Here is a 21985-nt window from a genome sequence, read left to right on the forward strand (position 1 = left end):
CTAACGAGTTTTAATCACAAGTTGATTGGTTTGTTTCACTTCTTCCATTACTACGTAAGTTCGAGTGTCGTTTACGCCCGGTAGACGAAGTAACGTATCACCCAGTAGCTTACGGTAAGCACCCATATCAGATACACGTGTTTTTAGAAGATAGTCAAAATCACCCGACACTAAATGACACTCTTGGATGTCATCCAGTTTCTGCACAGCGGTGTTGAATTGTTCGAACACATCTGGCGCACCACGGTTCAACGTAATTTCAACAAACACTAAAAGTGAAGCATCAAGGTACTGTGGGTTCAGCAACGCTGTGTACCCAGTAATGTAACCTTGACGTTCTAAACGACGAACACGTTCAAGACATGGAGTTGGAGAAAGTCCTACTCGTTTTGAGAGTTCAACGTTTGAGATACGACCGTCTTTTTGCAACTCATTAAGAATGTTGCGGTCAATACGATCTAGTTCCTTGGACGGCTTCTTATAATTGTCTGCCATTTTTTATTCCACCTTATTACTTCCTTGCAAAAAAATATACTACAACTTTTTAATATTCAGTATCAAATTTTATCTAAACCTATCTATACTAGATATTAATTCGACAGAATTACCCTACGCATAGATAAAACAACCAAAATAAAATGAGGAGTCAGGATGATCATTGGCGTACCTAAGGAAATCAAGAACCACGAATACCGCGTTGGTATGACCCCAGCTAGCGTGAGAGAACTAATCTCACACGGCCACCAAGTTTTTGTAGAAACCAATGCCGGTACTGGTATCGGTTTTTCAGACGATGATTACATCGCTGTAGGCGCATCCATTCTTCCTACTGCTGCTGACGTTTTCGCGAAAGCAGAGATGATTGTAAAGGTTAAAGAACCTCAAGCTGTCGAGCGAGCTATGCTTCGCGAAGGGCAAATATTATTTACCTATTTACACCTTGCACCAGATTTTCCACAAACTGAAGAGCTTATCAAGAGCAAAGCTGTCTGCGTAGCCTATGAGACTGTAACAGATAATATGGGTCGCTTGCCACTATTAGCACCAATGTCTGAAGTAGCTGGTCGCATGTCTATTCAAGCAGGTGCACAAACATTAGAGAAATCTAACGGTGGTTGTGGTCTTCTTCTTGGTGGCGTTCCAGGTGTTGAACCAGCAAAAGTTGTTGTTGTTGGTGGCGGTGTTGTAGGTGCTAACGCAGCACGTATGGCTGTAGGCCTTCGCGCTGATGTTACAATTCTTGACCGTAACGTAGATACACTGCGTCGTCTTGATGAAGAATTCCAAGGTCGTGCAAAAGTGGTTTATTCTACTGAAGACGCTATTGAGAAGCATGTTCTAGAAGCAGACCTAGTGATTGGTGCTGTACTAATCCCTGGTGCGGCAGCGCCAAAACTGGTTACAAAAGAGCACATCGCTAAGATGAAGCCAGGTTCAGCAGTTGTTGATGTTGCAATCGACCAAGGCGGTTGCTTCGAGACTTCTCACGCAACCACTCACGCAGACCCAACTTACATTGTTGATGACGTCGTTCACTACTGTGTTGCAAACATGCCTGGCGCTGTTGCTCGCACTTCTACATACGCACTAAACAATGCAACACTTCCTTACATTGTTAAGCTAGCGAACAAAGGCTACCGCGAAGCACTTCTATCTGATGAAGGCTTCCTAGAAGGTCTAAACGTTATTCACGGTAAAGTAACTTGTAAAGAAGTTGCAGAGAGCTTTGACCTTGAATACGTAGACCCAGCTGAAGCAATCGCAATGTTTAACTAATGATGTAGTGGTTAACTGAACGTAATAATTTTCTCGTTGAAGCGTTCAGTTGATTGATACACATTAAACAAAAAGCCAGTACGACCATTCAGTCGCGCTGGCTTTTTTGCGTTTATGACTTTATTTGCATTAATGAATTGAGATCGTAAAAACACGTAACAGTACGGTTTACCACTAGTGCTCGATTTTAACCCCATGAATCAATAGGTTCCTTGGCGTAACGTTGCGTTCGCAGAACTCTTCAATCGTAGCTTCATAACCTTGCTCTTGAAGGTAGATAGCGCGATCTAAAGCCAGCCATATCTCTAATGGTCGTCTAAAGACTTGTTGAACCAAACTCAGCTTCTCCATTTCCCAGAAAAGCGCTTCGCCTTGAATAAAATAAGAGTCAAAATCAATATCTGAACCCAGCGACACCTCTTTCACTTCAGATGCCCAGCGGCAGAAAGATTCAAAACCCTCAGCTAACTCTGATTTTTTGATGCTCGGTACAGGAATGTATTCGTCAATGTTAAGTTCAGCCTTAAGTAACTGGCTGAAGCCTAGACGATAGCTCATCTCTAGTTGACGATGTCTTTTTACTCTTTCACCACCAGTGACGGTTTCTTGAAGCGGAATTCTTAAGTCGCTCTTACTTAACGTTAATGCTGAGCTTTTCGCGACAGAAGACATCGCTTGATACGCTTCGTCTCGAATAAGATGATAACAACAAGGGGAAATGGTGACCGCGGGTAGCCCATGTGACACTGACTTTTTAACTAGCTCAACATGAAGATCGCCACAAGCATGAAGGGCTACGGCATGTTGGTTTGAGTTAAACACGTCATCAGCACTTTCAGAAAACGCATCACCTTGAACAAAGTGCATCGCTAATTTCTGGTCATCCGCAATCTTTTGTCCGCTTTCGCATAACGATTGCTGCCATTCAAAGCTAGTGACTTTTTGATCGGATTGCTGAGATAGGATTCGACCAAGAAAGCCTTTACCAGAACACCACTCGAGCCACTCTTTGCCATGGTGATGGCATAATGCAGCCTCGCCCATTGCGACAATTTGATGTAGCTTTCGGCCAGGAATACCATCAGCAGTACCACGTGGGAGGTCTAAACCAACCAAAGCAGTGTTATCGAACTGGATGTTTTGGGTAGCAGTTTCTAATTCAGGTAGGAAACGAGTCAGTTCCTCAATCAAAAGCTGAGGCTGCTCTTTTAAGGTTTGAATGCTTTCATTATCTAAGCTTTCTAACCAATCAACGAGTGGACGATTGACCTCTTTCCACGGCTGCTGTTGAGTTTGGCATAGGTGAAAAGGCTCTGAACGCCAGTAAATCTGGTGCTCTAGCAAAAATGAATCGAGTATTTTAAATCGTGAATGCATGCTTCCCCCTATGATGCGTGGATTGTAGGGGTAAGAGGTCGAAATGGAAAGGCCCGATAAAGAAAACGAAAACTAAAAGCCCAAAAGAAAAACGGCCTGCAAATACAGGCCGAATAAGAATCAAAATTTACACGATGAGATTAACGAACTGGCAGTTCGATATCTTTAAACATCTCTTCGATCTCTTCGTTCGATTTCAAAGAAATAGCTTGCTCAACCACAGGGCGAGTTAAGTGCGGTGCAAAACGCTCCATGAAATCAAACATGTAAGAACGCAAGAAGGTGCCTTTTCTAAAACCAATGCTGGTTGTGCTCGCACCAAATAGATGGCTCGCATCAATCGCAACCAAATCAGTATCTTGCTCGTGGTCAATAGCCATACTTGCAATTACACCAACACCAATGCCCATACGAACGTAGGTTTTGATTACGTCTGCATCGGTCGCAGTAAACACAACACGCGGTGTTAAACCTACTTTGTTAAACGCGGTATCAAGCTCAGAACGGCCAGTGAAACCAAATACATAAGTCACGAGAGAGTAAGCCGCAAGATCTTCGATCGTGATATTACGCTTCTGTGCCAGGGGATGATCTTTGGTCACGACGATCGAACGGTTCCAGTGGTAACAAGGCAGCATAATCGCATCTTGGTAAAGGTGTAGCGCTTCCGTTGCAATCGCAAAATTCGCTGTACCTTTAGCGACGGCTTCTGACATTTGGCTTGGCGTACCTTGGTGCATGTGAAGCGATACTTTTGGATAGCGCGCCGTGAAACCTTTAATCACATCAGGCAGTGCATAACGAGCTTGAGTATGAGTCGTTGAAATATTCAATGTACCCATCTCTGGATGTGTGTGTTCACCCGCTACCGCTTTAATGCTTTCAACGCGCGCCAAAATCTCTTGAGAGATACGAATGATATCCTCACCCGCTTGGGTAACCTGCGTTAGATGCTTGCCGCTACGCTCAAAAATCTGAATGCCTAGTTCGTCTTCAAGTAATCTAACTTGCTTACTAATGCCAGGCTGAGATGTGTACAAACTCTCTGCTGTAGCTGAAACATTTAGGTTATGGTTTACAACCTCAACAATGTACTTCAGTTGCTGTAACTTCATATCTAACCTCGTAATCCTTTACTCATTTCTGTGCTAACTTATTTGCAAAGAGAGCGTTATAGTCGCGTGTAATATAATTAATAGTTATAACGCTTCGAACACAAAAATGACAGGAAAATTGAGTTTTTCTAGCTTAACAAACAAAAACATCACTAACGCTTTGCAACCCAACCCTCATTCTCATACATTAGTTGGTAAGTTTTGATTGCCGATTTCGCTCAACAAGAGATAATCAGAAATTGCAATTTACGAGTGCCGATACACAATGGAATCGTGTATCCTCTCCAGTTAGCTATAGAAAATAATAAGCAGACTCAAATATATGAATATTGGTTTAATAATCGTCTTAGTAGCCGTTCTTTTGGTGTTAGTTTTAGGCTACAACATCATGCTTCAATATAAAGTTAAGGTAGAAACAGCGAAGAAACAGGAAGCTTCTCGTTATCTAACCATTATTGACGGTACAGAAGAACTGATTGGCAACGCTCATCACATGCCGTTTAGCCAAGATCTTCTTGTATGCTTAAACAATCGAATTCTTGATGCATTAGAAAACATGTATCAACTCGATCCAAAAAATAAGCAGCTTGCCCAACGCATTGAAAGCGTAAAACAACAAATCACTCAGCTAAAAGAGAACTACAAAGGTGGCGAGAGTACCGCTTTCCGCGTACCAAGTAGTGACAAGCAAGCGATCATGATGCTTAAGTTAGTTAAACGCCTGCGTGATACGGTGCGCAACGAGCACAATAAAGGCCGTTTCGAGACTCAAGCTTATGTGGTTGAAAATGCTCGCCTAGAAACAATTCAAATCCGTATTAACATTGAAAATGTTATCAAACGTGCAAACGATTCGATTTCTCGCGGACAACCGGGAACAGCGATTCAGCTATTACGCAAAGGTATTGATGCTTTGGCGACTAAGAACGACTCGTACTCTAATCAAGCCAAAGAAAAGCTTCAACAGATGCTTAACGAGCTTGACCAGAAACGCCAAGACAAAAACGCTCAAGATTTGCAGCAGATGGAATCTAAAGAACGAGAAGACGATATGGATGCCCTCTTCGGTCAGAAGAAGAAATGGTAACAGTCTAACTCAACACTTAAAGGCCGCCTTATTTACATTAAATAGGCGGCCTTTTTTGTAGCTGTTGAATTTCCTTTCTCTGTATAGGGAGATCTCTTGAGCTGTGATAAAATCCCCGCATTATCAACAAACTTTCCCTGACCATGTATCAAGAATTACTCGCTCCAATCCACTCTTTTCTTAAAGCCGAAACGCCAGATTCATGGATAGATGAAGCCAAAAAGCCAGAAAATCTTCACATCATTCTACGCGATCACATGCTGTGTGAACTTAAGGCGGCACAGAGTGCTTTATTCCTTATTCGCAAGTACGCCGTCGATAAAGAAAGCGCGAAGCAACTGAATGAATGGATTTTGCCATACGAGCAATTTGCTTACCGTCGTATCGGAGACTTAGAGTCTCTGCGTGGTAAAAGCAACGTATCCAAGCAAATCACAGCGAAAGAAGGCTGTAATTACGGTGCTGACCTAATCGATAAGATGGTTTTACTGATCAAAGAAGAGCTGCATCACTTCTACCAAGTCATGGAGTTGATGGAGAAGAAAGGCGTGACTTACCAGCCAATCGAGGCGGGTCGTTACGCTAAGGGCTTGATCAAACAAGTTAAGACTTACGAGCCTGATGCTCTGGTTGATAAGCTTATCATCGGTGCGTTTATTGAAGCTCGCTCTTGTGAGCGCTTCGCTAAATTGGCTCCTTTCTTGGAAGAAGACATGGAGAAGTTTTACGTGTCTCTACTTCGTTCAGAAGCTCGCCACTACCAAGATTACCTTGAGCTAGCAGAACAGATCGCAGGGAAAGATATTTCAGAGCGTATTTCGCATTTTGCTCAAGTAGAAGCTGATCTTATCACTTCAGAAGACAGCGACTTCAAATTCCATAGTGGTGCTCCGGTTTAGGCTCCACACAGAGCATTCAGTCCAGTTTAGACTAATCCAGACTAAAAAATTAAGGCCAGCAATTTGCTGGCCTTCTTTATTTATATCTCAATCCAAATATAGACTTAAGCAAGCGTACCGTTGATCTCTGCAAGTACAGCAGCAGGGTCTATCGCTTGCGTAATCGGACGACCAATAACAAGGTAGTCTGAACCTGATTCAATCGCTTTAGAAGGCGTCATGATGCGCTTCTGGTCACCAACATCTGCGCCGACAGGACGAATACCTGGAGTAACTAGCTTGAACTCTTGACCAAGTGCACCTTTAAGCAAAGAAGCCTCTTGTGCAGAACATACAACACCGTCTAAGCCAGAGTTTTTCGTTAGAGAAGCCAAGCGCATCACGTGTTGTTGTGGTTCAAGATCCAGACCGATACCCGCTAAGTCAGATTGCTCCATACTGGTGAGTACCGTTACACCGATTAACAGTGGACGATCTTTGCCATAAGGTTCTAAGATTTCGCGAGAAGCCGTCATCATACGCTCACCGCCACTTGCGTGTACGTTCACCATCCAAACACCCAGTTCAGCGGCAGCACGGACTGCTTTTGAACATGTGTTCGGGATGTCGTGGAATTTAAGGTCTAAAAATACTGAGAAACCACGCTTATGTAATTCACGAACAAATTCAGGGCCAAACAGGGTAAACATCTCTTTGCCCACTTTTAGGCGGCAAGATGCTGGGTCAATTCGATCGACAAAGGCTAACGCATCCGCTTGATTATCATAATCCAAGGCTACAATGATTTTTTGGTCGTTCATTTCATCTCCTAACGCAGTTAACTTTCTAAAAATTTCTAATCACCTAAGCAGGTGATAAATAACAGTCATAAAAATGCAGCCCGAAAGCTGCAATTAATAATTTGGTCTTAAAGTGACCACAAATCTATTCACCATCAAGACCACGAATAGGCTTGATCGTCCCCCACCCTTTACATGAAGGGCAGTGCCAATACAAAGAGTGTGTCGAGAAACCACACTGACGACAACGGTAATGAGGCTTAACCTTAAGCTGTTCACCAACCATAGATTGAAGTGTGGTTAAGCTGTCTTTTGCTCGGCCTTCTTCTGCTTCCGCTAGGTGGTAATCGATTAATCGATAAAAACCTTTCATGGTTGGATTTTTAACAAGCTGCTTTGTCAGTAACTCTTGAGCAGAGCCTACATCTTCATGGTGAGCAACCAATTGCGCCAGCATCAGTTCGGCAGATACACCGGCTTTCTTCTGAATACACGCTTTGAGGAACTCGACCAATTGAGCTTCTTGTCCAAGCTTGTGGTAACACTCAGCAAGGGTTGGCAACACCTCACTGATAAAATCGATATCTTGTTCAAGTACCGATTCAAGACAATCAATTGTCTTTTGGTAATCTTCGTTCGCTAAGTGGAACTTCCCTAGTGCGATACTTGCGCGAACACATTTAGGGTCTTCAGAAAGCGCCTTCTTAAAATGCTGAAGCGCTTTAGAACGATTACCATCGGCTTGTTCTTGCATTGCAAGCTCACACCAGAAATGCGCGACTGTGGCACGCATCTTCATTTTTTTCTTGCCGAGCTTAACTAAGATATTTCCGTAATGGATAGCCTTGTTCCACTCACGGGTCTGCTGATAAATAGCCACCAACTGCTGTAAAGCGCCCTCTTTATGGTCAGGTTCTTCTACAAGTTGTTCAAAGATTTTTTCAGCGCGATCAAGGAAGCCAGAGACCATGTAGTCTTTAGCTAATTGTTGCAGTGCGAGATTTTTCTGATCGAGGGTAAGCCCCGAACGAGAGATGAGATTTTGGTGAATACGAATAGCGCGGTCGACTTCGCCTCTTGAGCGGAACAAGTTGCCCAAAGCCAAGTGAGTATCGATGGTTTCATTGTCTACTTGAAGCAGTTCAATAAAGTGATCAACCGCTTTGTCAGATTGATCTGACAGTAATAGGTTCAAACCCGTCACGTATTGACGGGAGATCTGGTGTGATTGCTTTTGTTTTTCTTGCTGAGCGTTACGATTACCCATATACCAGCCATAAGCGGCTGCGATGGGCAAAAGTAAGAACAGTAACTCTAACATCAAATATAGCCTTTAAGCTTTAGTATCAGCAGGGACCTGCTTTGATTGCTTATTGAGTTGCTTCTTCAAGCGATGAATTTTTAGCTGAGACCGCATGTGCATATTACCAAAGACTAACCAAGCAAGGGCGAAGCCTGAAACGAATACAACACCTAATAAACTTGATAGGTGGAAGTCACCTTGCGCTAGCAGATAGTTGAAATTCACAGTTGTTTGGTTTTGAGAGCCTAAAGCCAGTGCAATTAGGAAAAGTGCGATAACGGCGACTATTTTTATAATTTTCATAGTTCATCACTCATTGGTTGGTTAGCTGTACGATTATGCAGGAAAATTACTAATCAGACCACCATATTATGGTCATAAAAAAGCGGCATACATTATAGTATGCCGCTTTTCTTAATTCCGATAAGTAGGCTACATTCCTGAGTTTACTCGTTCACGCAGCTCTTTACCTGGTTTGAAGTGAGGAACGTATTTACCTTCTAACTCAACCTTGTCACCAGTCTTTGGGTTACGTCCAACACGAGGCTCACGATAATGCAGAGAAAAGCTGCCAAAACCGCGAATTTCGATTCGATCACCACTTTCTAGTGTTGAAGCCATATGCTCTAAAATGTCTTTTACAGCGTCTTCAATTTCTTTTGCAGAAAGATGCGTTTGCTCAGCGCACAGTCTCTCAATCAATTCAGACTTAGTCATAGTTACCCTCGTTGGTTTTCTTTTTAGAAATTATAGACCTATCGGAAAAATAAGCAAAAAAAAAGGAGCCTTACGGCTCCTTTCTTGGCTAGATAGCTATAATTCTCTTAATGAGAAGCTATTATTCGCCTTTAGCAGCTTTGAATGCGTCTGCCATTGCGTTACCGAACGCGCCTTCTTCAGACTTGTTCAGTGAAGCCATTGCTTCTTGCTCATCAGCTTCATCTTTAGCTTTGATAGATAGGTTGATTACGCGGTTCTTACGGTCTACACCAGTGAACTTCGCTTCAACGCTGTCGCCAACGCTTAGGATTAGAGATGCATCTTCGATACGGTCGCGAGAAACTTCAGAAGCGCGGATGTAACCTTCAACGCCTTCGATTAGCTCGATAGTAGCGCCTTTCGCGTCAACTGCAGTAACAGTACCGTTTACAAGAACACCTTTCTTGTTGTCAGCAACGTATGCGTTGAACGGGTCGTTTTCCATTTGCTTAACGCCAAGAGAAATACGCTCACGCTCTGCATCTACTGCTAGAACAACAGCAGAGATTTCGTCGCCTTTCTTGTATTCACGTACAGCTTCTTCGCCGGCAGCGTTCCAAGAAATGTCAGATAGGTGTACAAGACCGTCGATACCGCCTTCTAGACCGATGAAGATACCAAAGTCAGTGATAGACTTGATCTTACCAGTAACTTTGTCGCCCTTAGCTTGCATTTCTGCAAATGACTGCCATGGGTTAGCTTTACACTGTTTCAGACCTAGAGAGATACGACGACGTTCTTCGTCGATATCAAGAACCATAACCTCAACTTCGTCGCCAACATTAACAACTTTAGAAGGGTGGATGTTCTTGTTAGTCCAATCCATTTCAGAAACGTGTACTAGACCTTCAACGCCTTCTTCGATTTCAACGAAGCAGCCGTAGTCAGTTAGGTTTGTAACACGACCAGAAAGCTTGTGACCTTCTGGGTAACGCTTAGCGATTGCTACCCATGGATCTTCGCCTAGTTGCTTAAGACCTAGTGAAACACGAGTGCGCTCACGATCGAACTTAAGAACTTTAACTAGGATTTCGTCACCAACGTTAACGATCTCTGATGGGTGCTTAACGCGCTTCCAAGCCATATCTGTGATATGTAGAAGACCGTCAACACCGCCAAGGTCAACGAATGCACCGTAGTCAGTAAGGTTCTTAACGATACCTTTAACTTCAGTACCTTCTTGTAGAGTTTCAAGAAGTTCGTCACGCTCAACACTGTTTTCAGATTCGATAACAGCACGACGAGAAACAACAACGTTGTTACGCTTCTGGTCTAGCTTGATTACTTTGAACTCTAGCTCTTTGTTTTCTAGGTGAGCAGTGTCACGGATAGGACGTACGTCTACTAGAGAACCAGGAAGGAAAGCACGGATACCGTTAAGTTCAACAGTGAAACCGCCTTTAACTTTACCGTTGATGATACCAACAACAGTTTCAGCTTCTTCGCAAGCTTTCTCAAGTACGATCCAAGCTTCGTGACGCTTAGCTTTCTCACGAGAAAGTTGAGTTTCACCGAAACCATCTTCAACAGCGTCTAGAGCTACGTCTACTTCAGCACCAACTTCAACTTCAAGTTCGCCAGCAGCGTTCTTGAATTGTTCAGCAGGGATAGCAGATTCAGACTTAAGACCAGCGTCTACAAGAACGAAACCGTTCTCGATAGCTACTACAGTACCTTTAACGATGCTGCCTTGTTGGAATTCAGTTTCAGATAGAAACTCTTCAAAGAGTTGAGCAAAAGATTCAGTCATTATTTAATCTTCAATAATTAAACGTCCATGGGTATCCTACCGCATGGGGTTGATAAATTCGCCGGTCATCATCCTTGCGACCAACGTTCGTACTAGCTCGGCGAAATTACCCAGCCAGTTTCGATTCAATATAGTGTAGTGCTTTTTCTACTACCTGCTCAATATTCATTGAGGTGGAATCAAGCACTAGAGCATCCTCTGCAGGGCGAAGTGGCGCCACTGGGCGATTACGATCTCGGTCGTCTCGCTCTTGGATCTCGCTCAAAAGGTCGTCAAATTTAACATCTAACCCCTTCTGTTGCAACTGTTTAAGGCGGCGACTCGCACGCTCTTCAGCACTTGCATCTAAAAATATTTTCGCTTCAGCTTCAGGAAACACAACCGTTCCCATGTCACGGCCATCTGCAACCAAACCAGGCGCAGCGCTGAATGCACGTTGACGACGAAGCAGTGCTTCGCGAACGCGAGGTAAAGCAGCAACTTTTGAAGCCGCCATGCCAGTCTCTTCTTTACGAAGTTCACCAGACACATCTTCACCTTCTAGGATAACCTTAACTAAGTCGCCTTCAGCAATAAACTGCACGTCTAAGTGTGTAGCAAGCGGTACTAAAGCATCCTCTGATTCAGTATCCACACCATGGTGAATTGCCGCTAAAGCCAATACGCGATAGATCGCGCCTGAGTCTAGAAGATGAAAGCCTAGCTTATCTGCTAGCAACATACACAGGGTACCTTTACCTGCACCACTTGGTCCATCAACCGTAATCACTGGGCTTTGAGAAGGCATCTTTTACTCCACGTTTTGTCGTAAGTTTTATTCTGTACTAGCGATTCGCCACTACTTTATAGGCGGCATATTATAGAGAAAAATTGGAACTCGAGCGAGGTAAATCTCAGATAATTCCGTGTTGATGATGCATAAACCAATGCAACTATCTCAATATCCGTTTGCTTAGGTTAATAAGACACGCACGCGCTTTTCGATAGCGCACTTTTCGATAGATAGAAAAAAGCCTCGCAATAGGCAAGGCTCATGATTTTTCATTTTGTAGAGCAAACAAGAATTCGCTCAAAGAAGCTTAACCAATAATAGCTCGAACCGCTTCTAGGTCTTCAGGCGTATCAACACCAGCCGCAGGTGCTTCCGCCGCAACGTCTACGTGGATTTTTTCACCGTACCAAAGTACTCGTAATTGCTCTAGGCACTCAATACGTTCAAGAGTGCTTGGTTCCCAGTTAATGTAGGTATTGATAAAACCCGCTCGGTAAGCATAGATACCAATATGACGAAGCAAAGGAGATTCCGCTGCAGTACCGTTGTTCGCGTAAGCATCGCGATCCCAAGGGATGGTTGCTCGGCTAAAATACAAGGCATAACCGTCTTTATCGGTTACAACTTTAACGGCATTAGGGTTAAACACTTCATCAGCATGAGTGATTTCCACACCTAACGTTGCCATCGGGGCTGTACTGTTAGCAAGATTGTTGGCAACCTGATTAATGATCGAAGGTGGGATAAGTGGCTCATCACCTTGAACATTCACGATAATATGATCATCAGGAATATTCATAACTTCAATCACTTCAGCTAGGCGTTCAGTGCCCGATTCGTGATTCGGTGATGTCATACAAACGGTCGCGCCAAATGCTTTAGCCGCTTTTTCAACTCGAGCGTCGTCGGTAGCGATAATAACGTTATCGGCACCCGCTTTCATTGACTGTTCGTATACCCATTGAATCATTGGCTTTCCACCAATGTCAGCAAGTGGCTTCCCTGGTAAACGGCTCGATTGGTATCTTGCAGGTATAACAACCGTATAAGACATTACTTACCCTCATCCATAGAAACGGTGCGAGCTTCAGGTTCTAAAAGAACAGGAATACCCTCTTTAATTGGGTAAGCAAGGCGATCAATTTTACAAACAAGCTCTTGCTTATCCTTGTCAAAAGTTAGTTTACCTTTACATACAGGGCAAGCAACGATCTCAAGTAGACGGTGATCCATAGTATTCCATAACCTCTTTTATTCTTTTTAAAATTTGCTGTTGCGAATCTTCATCGAACTGCGCAGAAACTGGAAGATACCACCAGTTATCTTGAGCATATTCTTCGCATTTTACAGCGTCTTTTTCTGTCATAATCAGATTCATACCTTTCTTAGCTAAGGCATGAAGTTCATCTTTATCAAAATCTTGATGATCGGCGAAACCCTGTGTGAATACCACATCACCATCAAGATCTTCCAATGTTTTAAAAAAGCGCGGTGGGTGGCCAATACCGGCAAAAGCAACCAGCTTCTGTAATTCTGCCACAGACCTTTTCTGACCAGTCTTTAGGTTAACCGCTTGGCTTGGAAGCAAAGACATCGAGAACTCTCGCCCATGCGCTTTACCGCCATTGTTAACCAAAAAGTCGACTTCATCTAAACGAGATACAGGCTCTCTTAACGGGCCTAAAGGAATTAGGCATTCGCTACCAAAGCGTCTTGCGCCGTCGATAACTGCAAATTCAATGTCGCGTTCAAGCGCGTAATGCTGAAGGCCATCGTCAGTGATAATCACATCAACACCTTTACTCAGCAATGCTTTCACTGCGTTAGCTCGCACAGGGTCGACTGCGACTGGCGCACCAGTTCGCTTACGAATCAAGCGAGGTTCATCACCCGAATGCTCTGCTGGCGTATTTTCATTCAACACTAACGGATAGCTTGGTGCTTTTGCACCGTAACCACGAGACACAACTCCAGGTTTAAAGCCGTGAGCCTGAAGCATTTCTACTAACCAAATCACAACCGGGGTTTTACCATTTCCACCAGCGGTAATATTGCCCACAACAATAACAGGTAAAGGCGGGCGGTAGGTCTCTTTCTTCCCAGAGAGGTAAGCATCACGACGTTGACCACTAATCAATTTGAACAGCAGACTCAGTGGCCACAAAAGCGGCCAGAGAAGATATTTCAACGGGTGATTGTTAAACCAAATCTTTTCGATCACAACAAGACCTAATTTATCCGCTGAACTGAATTCGGTGTAATTGTGCATAAGCACCATCATGCGCGATTAGCTCAGCATGTGCGCCCCTTTCTACAATATGTCCATCATCAACCACTAGAATCTCATCAGCTTGCTCGATGGTAGAGAGTCTGTGTGCGATAACTAATACTGTTTTGTCTTTCTGCAGTTCTTCTAGTGCAGATTGAATCGCTCTCTCTGACTCAGTATCCAGTGCAGACGTCGCCTCATCAAGAATCAGCACAGGCGCATCTCTTAATAAAGCACGTGCAATCGCAATACGTTGTCTTTGACCACCAGAAAGGCTTGCGCCATTTTCACCAACAACGGTATCGATGCCATTTTCCATGCCTTCGATAAACTCACTTGCATGAGCAAGCTTAGCCGCGTATTCGATCTGTTCACGTGAATACTGTTCTTCTGCTGCGTAAGCGATGTTGTTAGCCACCGTATCGTTAAACAGATGTACATTTTGAGAAACGAGCGCAAAGTGCTCACGCAGATTTCTCAATTCGTAATCACGAATGTCGTGGCCATCAAGCTCAATTGAACCAGAGTCTACGTCATAAAAACGAGTGAATAGGTTAGCAATGGTACTCTTACCCGAGCCAGATCGCCCAACAAGCGCAACCGTTTTACCTTTCGGTATATTGAAGCTGATCTTATCAAGTGCTGGTTTCTCTGCACCGTCATAAGTAAACGTGACATCTTTAACAGCCACTTCACCCATTACAGTTTCAGGTTTCAACGTCCCTTTGTTTTGCTCGGTATCTAGATCCATCAAGCCAAATAGAGTCGTACTCGCAGCCATACCACGTTGGAATTCAGACGTTACGTTAGTTAACGCCTTTAGCGGACGTAATAGACCAAACATTGCAGAGAAGACAACGGTAAACGTACCAGGAGTAAGCTCGGCTTTAATAGAATCGACACTAGCAAGGAATAGAACAACAACAATCGCAACTGATGCGATCATTTGAATAATCGGGTTAGCGGCCGCTTGAGCAGTGATTAACTTCATGCTTTGTTGGCGCATTTGGTTACTAACTTTATCAAAGCGGTGTTTTTCTAGATCTTGACCACCGTAAGTTAGAACCACTTTATGCCCTTTCAGCATTTGTTCAGCTGAAGAAGCAACGTGACCCATGCTAGTTTGCATGTTCTTAGAGATCTTTCTGAATCGCTTCGATACGATACTGATCGCCCACGCAACCAAAGGCGCTACAGCAAATAACACCAAAGATAACTGCCAACTATTCCAGAACATCAGCGTCAACAAGCCAATAATACTTGCACCTTCACGGACAATACTGACTAACGCTTTACTGGTTGCTGCAGACACTTGCTCTGAATCGTAAGTAATTCGAGATAGCAATGCGCCTGTCTGTTCTTTATCGAAGAAAGAAACAGGCATGTGCATGAAATGGCTGAAAATCTTACGACGAATTTCCATCACCACATTGCCAGAGACCCAACTCAAGCAATAGGTTGAAACAAAGCCACTGACGCCACGAACGAACATCATGGCAAAGATAATAAGTGGAAGTGTACGTAAAAAGTCAGATTCAGCATTACCAAAGCCTTCATCAAGTAACGGCTTTAGTAAGGAAATCATATAGGTATCAGAAACGGCATTTATAATAAGCGCAATTACCGCAACACCTAGGCCGGCCTTATATAATCGAATATAAGTCCAAAGTCTTTTAAATGTGACCCAGGTAGTTTCATCTGTTTGTGTTGACATAGAATCGCTTAATTTTCTCACAATAATCTATCTATTCTACTCCCTTACGGAGCATCTGCCTATACCACTGCCCGCCTTGTTGTTCTCTAATCGCATGATATTGCCAACCTTCTTTGCTAAGAGTGATGGTTATTTGTCCGCTTTCTCCAGTATCTAGCCAAGTACTCCCCGCTTCCTGATAACGTTCAATAACAAACTCACTCGGCATTCCCCACTGGTTGCCTTTGGCAAGAGAAGCTATCGCCAGCTGAGGAGACACCGCCTCAATAAACGACTTAATCGATGACGAATCGCTGCCATGATGCGGAACCAACATAACATCACTCCTTAGCTGTTCTCCTTCACGAGCAAGTAACCACTCACTTACCAGTTCAATATCACCAGTGAGCAACATTGAGAAATCAGCACTATGATCTGAGATCTTGACCACACACGAATGTGGGTTATACGCCCTCTTTACTTGCTTAGGCGGCCACAACACCTCAAAAACAACATCTTGCCAGTTCCAAACCTCTCCAATAGTACATGTTTGAATATTAGACGGGGCTTGAGTGATAGATTGGCGTTCTTGAATAATGTTCTGACTGGTTCTTATCCACTTTGGCGTATAGTTCTCAAGTAATGCCGGATAACCACCAGCATGGTCAGAATCGAAATGACTCACAATCACGCCTTCTAATTCATAAATCCCCCGCTGATTCAAAGTAGGAATCAACAAAGACTCAACAACCGAGCCTCCTGGCCACGCATTGCCAAGATCATAAACAACAATCTGATTGTTCTTTTCCAAGACCAAAGACAACCCATGCCCAACATCCAAGATATCAATAGTTAGTTTGTCTTGCTGGGGTTTGCTGAACTCCCACCACAGCACAAACACTGCAGTTACCAATATCGATAATGTTCGCTTGAAATACCGACTAACAAAGCTCAAAAACAAGATAAGGAATACTGATAATGCAATCGTCTGATTATCGACTTGGATCCAAAATCGCTCAGAGAAAGGAAGACTAAATACGAGAGGCTCAAGCGATAAGTCGACTAACTTCCACAGCTGACTGACCAAATCATTGTCTAGCGCTGTTATACCAACCACGCCAGACACTGACTCCGATATTAAGCTTAGAAACATTGCCAGAAACAACAGCGGGATCGTCACCATCGATACCCAAGGCAAAAGGAACAAGTTGTAGAAAACAGAGACTAAACTGACTCCTTTGAAAAACAACATCGAGGAAGGCGCGATAAGGAATGTCAGCATCAGTTGAAGCTTAATAAGTTGGAGTGCGTAGTCGATAAATGTAAAGCTTGAAGCTGAGCGCTGAGTATTACAGGCGATATAGAAAACAGCGCCCAATGCACCAAAGGACAACCAAAAACTGCTCGACAAAGCTGAAAACGGCCAAATCAGCAGAACCACGCACACACTTAAAGTAACATACCGAAGCAAACTGATATTTTGCCCACGCCACAAGAAATAACTCGCGATAACGCACATCACCAAAGCTCTCAAAGTTGGCAGCGTGAATCCAGCAAACCAACTATAGAAATACGCCAAGCCGAGCCCGAATATTGTAGGTAACCAAAGAAATGAAGGGGAAAGTAACCTTAATATCTTGCCAATCTGATAGCCGATACCAAAGGCAATCCCAATATGCAGCCCCGAAATAGCCATCAAGTGAATCAGGCCACTGCTTTTAAGCATATCCCACCGCTGAGGCGGAATAAGGTCTCGATATCCAAAACTCAAAGCGATAATGAGATCTTGATTTGCCAGCAGACTTAACCTTTCAAGGCTGGCTTCAAACCATTGGGCGCGTAAGTTGGTGCTAGAATGAATTCGGTACTTGGTATCTGCTCTGTAAGTTGCATTGGCAACCACGCCAGCACTAAACAAGTACTTTTCTCGGTCAAAGCCGGCTTCGTTGAGTTTGCCCCATATCGGCTTTATTGAGGCCGATAAATAGACATCATCTCCAAGCGTTAGCTTGAAAGGAGTAAACAAACGCAATTTTATCAATTGAGGAAAGATTAATTTTTCGCCGCCAATTGATCTGACTACTATTACGCTTTCAAAACCGTGGCTATTTTCACTAAAAAGGCTAACAACCGACGCATTTATGGTAGTATTCTGCCCTGATTGGAATAAGCGACTCGTTTGTATTTCAATCGCATTCCCTAGGCAGATAACTAGTATCAATGCTGTTACTGGACCTCTTGCACTCCGGAAAACGCTATACTTTGTTGGTGCTAGCAGTAACAACAGCATCAATGGTGCCCAAACCCAATGTGGCATCACAGGCCAGAAGCTGGCAGACACAACTGTCGCAGCAAATGAAATCAAGAACCAAGTGTTAAACAAGAGAGTAGCTTCCTCCTATGCCAAGAAAGTTTATCAAACGATTTATGCCTGACCATGATCTAATCAAGCGTCAGAAAGCATTGAAAGTTTTTGGCAATGTTTTGTACAACCCCAACTTATGGTGCCTTAATCGTCGCTCTGCGGCTGGCGCGTTTGCTGTTGGGTTATTCATGGCGTTTGTCCCTCTACCAAGTCAAATGATTATGTCTGCAGGCCTTGCTGTCGCATGTGGCGTTAACCTGCCTTTAGCTGTCGCACTTGTTTGGATCAGTAACCCGGTTACCATGCCTGTTCTCTTCTACTTTGCTTATAAAGTCGGGGCGTTTGTTATGCATGTGCCACCGCAAGCCTTCCATTTCGAATTGTCTTGGGACTTCATCTTGGCGCAAATGAGCACTATAGGGCCTCCGTTCTTATTGGGTTGTCTGATTTGTGGCGTGGTTTCAGCAATGATTGGCTACTTTGGTATTCGCGGTTTATGGCGCTACTCAGTAGTAAGAAGTTGGAAGAAGCGACAAGCAAGGCACTGAACGCCATTTCTTGTTATTCAATCTAACCTTGTATGCGCTTCACTTAAAACGTACACAAGTTAAAATCGGATGAGCTACTTACCTCTGCAAGATTGGCATGTAACGAAAGTCGTAAAGAACACGAATTGAATTCAATAAAAAAGGATCCCACTGGGATCCTTTTTTGTATCGACTGAAAACTGACGGCCTGTTATTTAGGCGAATGCTATTTAGAACTCAGCACTGAGGCTGGATTCAACTTCGCCGCGCGTGATGCTGGGTACCATGTCGCCAGTAAACTCAGCACAATCGCAGTGCCGGAAACCACAACAACATCCGTCATATCAAGTTGTGATGGCAAGAAGTCGACAAAATAGATATCACCGGACAAGAACTGGTGATCGACCAACTTTTCAAGTCCTTTGATTAGTGTCGTGAGATTAAGAGCGACTAGCACACCTATTGCACTGCCCACTAAACTGCCTAACACGCCTGAGAATACGCCCTGCCAAACAAAGATGCGCTTCACAAGGCCGTCTGATGCACCCATGGTTCTTAAAATCGCGATCTCTGATGCTCTGTCTTTTACTGCCATCATTAGCGTCGAGACAATATTGAAACAAGCCACACCAATAACCAGTACCATCACCAGATACATGATGGTACGAACGAGTTGGATATCTCGATACAAGAAACCAAACTTCTGCTGCCAGCTTCGTAGATACACATACACATCAAGCTGATTGCCCACTTCACGCACAATAGAGTTCGCGTTCAGCACATCGGTCACTTTCAAAGAAACCCCAGTTACCGCCTCACCTAAGTTTGCGTAGACCTGAGCATCACCAATCGGGATTAGCGCCAAACTGTGATCTATCTGACCATTAAGCGTCAGCAAGCCAACCACTTTCACTCGAACACGTTTTGGTGCCTGAACCTTCACAGAACCGTTTACCGTCGGAATCATCAAAGTCAGATAATCACCGACTTTCGCACCCAGCACATTCGCTACACCAGAACCCAAAATGATCTGTTGTTGCCCTGCCTTAAACTCGCTCCAAGCTTGCTTATCGATAAAACTCGATAGGCTTGATACCTGTTGTTCTAGCTGCGGATCAACGCCGCGAACTTCAATTGCTTTGAGTTCTTTGCCCTTTTCAGCAAGCGCAGTAATTTTCACATAAGGCGCAGCAGCAACGACTTTATCGTGCTTAACCGACTCCTCAATCACGTGCTCCCAACGAGTCACAGGCTCATTCACGCCTTCAAATTCACCATGAGGAATGACAGAAAGTACTCGTGATTGAAGCTCTCGCTCAAAGCCATTCATCGCAGATAAGCCGATAATGATCACCGCGACACCAACCGCAATACCAATGGTCGAAGACAATGAGATGAACGACACCATCTTGTCTCGTTGTTTCGCACGGCTAAATCGGCCGCCTATCAATAGAGATAAAGAGGAAAACACTTAGCTCTCCTCTTTTTCTACGTTGACCAGTAAACCATCTTGCATGTGAAGTTGGCGATCCATCTTACCGGCAAGTTCACCATCGTGAGTCACGACCAAAAAGGCAGTATCGTATTCACGGTTCAGTTCACGCATTAAGTCGTAAATAGACAGTGCGGTGTTATGGTCAAGGTTACCGGTTGGTTCATCCGCCAACACTAGCGCAGGCTTATTCACCAATGCACGAGCAATCGCCACACGTTGCCTCTCGCCACCAGAAAGCTCTGAAGGTCGGTGGTCCACGCGGTGACTCAATCCAACTTTGTCCAACAAACGTTGTGCTTCTTGCTTTGCTTTAGCGGGCTTTTCGCCGCCAATCAATAACGGCATCGCCACGTTTTCTAAAGCTGAAAAGTCAGATAGAAGATGATGGAACTGATACACAAAGCCAAGATGCTGGTTGCGAAGCTTCGCCTGCTTATTCGAACTCAAAGATGCTAAGTCCTGGCCAAGAAAACTCACACTGCCCGCAGAAGCATCGTCTAATGCGCCTAAGATATGCAGTAAGGTACTTTTGCCCGAGCCAGAGGTACCGATGATTGCTACTAGCTCACCCTTTTCGATGTCAAAGCTGACTCCCTTGAGCACCTCAGTATCTAACGAGCCTTCACGGTACGTTTTACGGATATCATTACATTGAAGAAAATTACTCATAACGAAGGGCCTCAGCAGGTTTCACAGACGATGCACGATAAGAAGGGAATACAGTGGCAATCAGGCTAAGTGCAATAGCCAGAACCACAACAACAGCGATTTGAATTGGGTTAATCAAAATAGGTAACTGACCACCAAACGAGAATAGAGCAACGCCCATCGCCTCTAAAATAGTATTAAGGTTCATCGCTAGAGCAACGCCTAACACACCACCAGAGAGCGCACCAATCACGCCACTACTCGCGCCCTGAACCATAAAGATGCCCATCACTTGGCCGTCAGTCATGCCCTGAGTTTTAAGTATCGCGACCTCAGATTGTTTCTCCATCACCACCATAATCAGCGCAGAGATAATATTAAATGCAGCAACCCCGATGATCAGACCAAGCATTAGGCCCATCATGTTTTTCTCCATACGAACCGCTTGGAACAGCTCGCCACGTTGGTCTCGCCAGTCGCTCCACAACCAACCTTCCGGTAATGGCTGAGTTGATAACTCTGCGACTTCAAACGGGTCTTCAAAAAATAGTCGCCAGCCTGAAATAGTGTCTGATTTATAACGCATCAAACGCCCAGCGTCTTGGATGTCTGTCACCATCAGTTGAGCGTCGATATCAGAACCTGTATTGAAAATACCGGCAACGGTGAAATTTCGTTGGCTAGGAATACGCCCCAATGGTGTGTATTGACTCGCGCTGGTCACCATTAGACGAACTTTGTCGCCCATCGATACTTTTAGGTTTCTCGCCAGAGTATGACCAAGAAACAGCTGATATTGCCCAGCTTGAAGTGAAGACAAGCGACCCGCGATTAAGTGGTCTTGAAGTGGATCATCAGAATTGGGTTGGATGCCAATCAAAAGGCCAGCAGAAAGCTGAGCAGGGCTCTGAATCACTGCCTCACTGCGAACAATCGGTTCAACATGACCATTAAGCGAAATTTGTTCTGCGAAGCTTGGGGCTTTTTCAGAAAGTGAGGTCGTGCCTCCTTGTTCATAAACCACAGCCTGAGGAAGAACGCCGAGAATTCGGTCTTTTAATTGCGCTTCGAATCCATTCATTACCGATAAAACAGTAATCAAAGACAGCACACCAATGGTGATACCTGCCGTCGACATGTAAGAAACAAAACGGCTAAAGCGATCACCTGAACGGCCTTTCAAATAACGCAGGCCAACAAACATTGAAATAGGATGAAACATACTTTGAACCATCAAAAAGGGATGCGGGTTAATGTAACGGGTATTGCTGTTACTGTGTAGGGGGTAATTGAAAATATAGAGTGAATTAACTCAATTAGTTAGGCCTGAAAAACAGAACCCTGTCAAAACACCAAATTTCAAACAACTAT

Annotated in this window: 21 protein-coding genes; 4 read left to right on the forward strand and 17 right to left on the reverse strand. The window is 44.1% G+C overall.

Annotated elements, in window-relative coordinates; genetic code table 11:
* On the reverse strand, nt 1-495 hold the full coding sequence (gene lrp, locus AB6E78_RS01420; RefSeq protein ID WP_004734558.1) for a leucine-responsive transcriptional regulator Lrp: 495 nt from the start codon (nt 493-495) through the stop codon (nt 1-3).
* A gap of 156 nt (nt 496-651) precedes the next feature.
* Between lrp and ald the strand changes: the two genes are divergently transcribed.
* A complete protein-coding gene (gene ald / locus AB6E78_RS01425; protein ID WP_017060246.1) occupies nt 652-1776 on the forward strand; it encodes an alanine dehydrogenase in 1125 nt (374 codons plus the stop codon).
* A gap of 174 nt (nt 1777-1950) precedes the next feature.
* Here ald and AB6E78_RS01430 read toward each other — a convergent pair whose 3' ends face one another.
* Both AB6E78_RS01430 and cysB read right to left on the reverse strand, forming a co-directional pair.
* Nucleotides 1951-3153 carry a methyltransferase gene (locus tag AB6E78_RS01430; RefSeq protein ID WP_372132370.1) on the reverse strand — a complete coding sequence of 401 codons (1203 nt, stop codon included), beginning with the start codon at nt 3151-3153 and terminating at the stop codon, nt 1951-1953.
* A 140-nt stretch (nt 3154-3293) separates the two neighbouring features.
* Nucleotides 3294-4268, reverse strand: a complete 975-nt coding sequence (cysB, locus tag AB6E78_RS01435; RefSeq protein ID WP_017060244.1) for an HTH-type transcriptional regulator CysB — start codon at nt 4266-4268, stop codon at nt 3294-3296.
* A gap of 322 nt (nt 4269-4590) precedes the next feature.
* Between cysB and AB6E78_RS01440 the strand changes: the two genes are divergently transcribed.
* On the forward strand, nt 4591-5355 hold the full coding sequence (locus AB6E78_RS01440) for a hypothetical protein (protein WP_017060243.1): 765 nt from the start codon (nt 4591-4593) through the stop codon (nt 5353-5355).
* 143 nt (nt 5356-5498) lie between these two features.
* Entirely contained in the window at nt 5499-6254 is a 756-nt protein-coding gene (miaE, locus tag AB6E78_RS01445) for a tRNA isopentenyl-2-thiomethyl-A-37 hydroxylase MiaE (RefSeq protein ID WP_017060242.1), read from the forward strand.
* A gap of 104 nt (nt 6255-6358) precedes the next feature.
* Here miaE and pyrF read toward each other — a convergent pair whose 3' ends face one another.
* The 11 genes from pyrF to AB6E78_RS01500 form a co-directional block, all read right to left on the reverse strand.
* Complete coding sequence (pyrF, locus tag AB6E78_RS01450; protein ID WP_017060241.1) at nt 6359-7054, reverse strand: orotidine-5'-phosphate decarboxylase; 696 nt, start codon at nt 7052-7054, stop codon at nt 6359-6361.
* Nucleotides 7055-7178: 124 nt separating this feature from the next.
* A complete protein-coding gene (lapB, locus tag AB6E78_RS01455) occupies nt 7179-8354 on the reverse strand; it encodes a lipopolysaccharide assembly protein LapB (protein WP_017060240.1) in 1176 nt (391 codons plus the stop codon).
* 12 nt (nt 8355-8366) lie between these two features.
* The gene (locus AB6E78_RS01460; RefSeq protein WP_017060239.1) at nt 8367-8639 is read right to left on the reverse strand and encodes a LapA family protein; all 273 of its coding nucleotides are present in this window, start codon (nt 8637-8639) and stop codon (nt 8367-8369) included.
* Nucleotides 8640-8768: 129 nt separating this feature from the next.
* Nucleotides 8769-9053 (reverse strand): integration host factor subunit beta, encoded by a 285-nt coding sequence (ihfB, locus tag AB6E78_RS01465; protein ID WP_017060238.1) that lies wholly within the window; start codon nt 9051-9053, stop codon nt 8769-8771.
* Nucleotides 9054-9174: 121 nt separating this feature from the next.
* Entirely contained in the window at nt 9175-10845 is a 1671-nt protein-coding gene (gene rpsA, locus AB6E78_RS01470; RefSeq protein ID WP_010439921.1) for a 30S ribosomal protein S1, read from the reverse strand.
* 106 nt (nt 10846-10951) lie between these two features.
* Nucleotides 10952-11632 (reverse strand): (d)CMP kinase, encoded by a 681-nt coding sequence (cmk, locus tag AB6E78_RS01475; RefSeq protein WP_017060237.1) that lies wholly within the window; start codon nt 11630-11632, stop codon nt 10952-10954.
* Nucleotides 11633-11924: 292 nt separating this feature from the next.
* On the reverse strand, nt 11925-12671 hold the full coding sequence (gene kdsB / locus AB6E78_RS01480; RefSeq protein WP_017060236.1) for a 3-deoxy-manno-octulosonate cytidylyltransferase: 747 nt from the start codon (nt 12669-12671) through the stop codon (nt 11925-11927).
* A complete protein-coding gene (locus tag AB6E78_RS01485; RefSeq protein WP_004736429.1) occupies nt 12671-12850 on the reverse strand; it encodes a Trm112 family protein in 180 nt (59 codons plus the stop codon). Before AB6E78_RS01485 ends, kdsB begins: the two co-directional genes overlap by 1 nt.
* Nucleotides 12831-13838: a tetraacyldisaccharide 4'-kinase gene (lpxK, locus tag AB6E78_RS01490; RefSeq protein WP_029235494.1), complete on the reverse strand. Its 1008-nt coding sequence runs from the start codon at nt 13836-13838 to the stop codon at nt 12831-12833. Before lpxK ends, AB6E78_RS01485 begins: the two co-directional genes overlap by 20 nt.
* A 13-nt stretch (nt 13839-13851) precedes the next feature.
* Nucleotides 13852-15600 carry a lipid A ABC transporter ATP-binding protein/permease MsbA gene (gene msbA / locus AB6E78_RS01495; protein WP_372132367.1) on the reverse strand — a complete coding sequence of 583 codons (1749 nt, stop codon included), beginning with the start codon at nt 15598-15600 and terminating at the stop codon, nt 13852-13854.
* Nucleotides 15601-15631: 31 nt separating this feature from the next.
* Nucleotides 15632-17962 carry a DNA internalization-related competence protein ComEC/Rec2 gene (locus AB6E78_RS01500; protein ID WP_017060233.1) on the reverse strand — a complete coding sequence of 777 codons (2331 nt, stop codon included), beginning with the start codon at nt 17960-17962 and terminating at the stop codon, nt 15632-15634.
* Nucleotides 17963-17979: 17 nt separating this feature from the next.
* Between AB6E78_RS01500 and AB6E78_RS01505 the strand changes: the two genes are divergently transcribed.
* A complete protein-coding gene (locus AB6E78_RS01505; protein WP_017060232.1) occupies nt 17980-18492 on the forward strand; it encodes a DUF2062 domain-containing protein in 513 nt (170 codons plus the stop codon).
* Between the two features lie 205 nt (nt 18493-18697).
* On the opposite strand, the gene lolE is transcribed toward AB6E78_RS01505, so the two are convergent.
* The 3 genes from lolE to lolC are packed head-to-tail and all read right to left on the reverse strand — an operon-like array spanning nt 18698 to nt 21836.
* Nucleotides 18698-19942 (reverse strand): lipoprotein-releasing ABC transporter permease subunit LolE, encoded by a 1245-nt coding sequence (gene lolE / locus AB6E78_RS01510; RefSeq protein WP_017072111.1) that lies wholly within the window; start codon nt 19940-19942, stop codon nt 18698-18700.
* A complete protein-coding gene (lolD, locus tag AB6E78_RS01515) occupies nt 19943-20635 on the reverse strand; it encodes a lipoprotein-releasing ABC transporter ATP-binding protein LolD (RefSeq protein ID WP_017060230.1) in 693 nt (230 codons plus the stop codon).
* On the reverse strand, nt 20628-21836 hold the full coding sequence (gene lolC, locus AB6E78_RS01520; RefSeq protein ID WP_017072110.1) for a lipoprotein-releasing ABC transporter permease subunit LolC: 1209 nt from the start codon (nt 21834-21836) through the stop codon (nt 20628-20630). Before lolC ends, lolD begins: the two co-directional genes overlap by 8 nt.
* Nucleotides 21837-21985: the final 149 nt, after the last annotated feature.

The organism is Vibrio sp. 10N.247.310.98, assembly GCF_041467395.1.
GTDB lineage: Bacteria > Pseudomonadota > Gammaproteobacteria > Enterobacterales > Vibrionaceae > Vibrio > Vibrio crassostreae_C.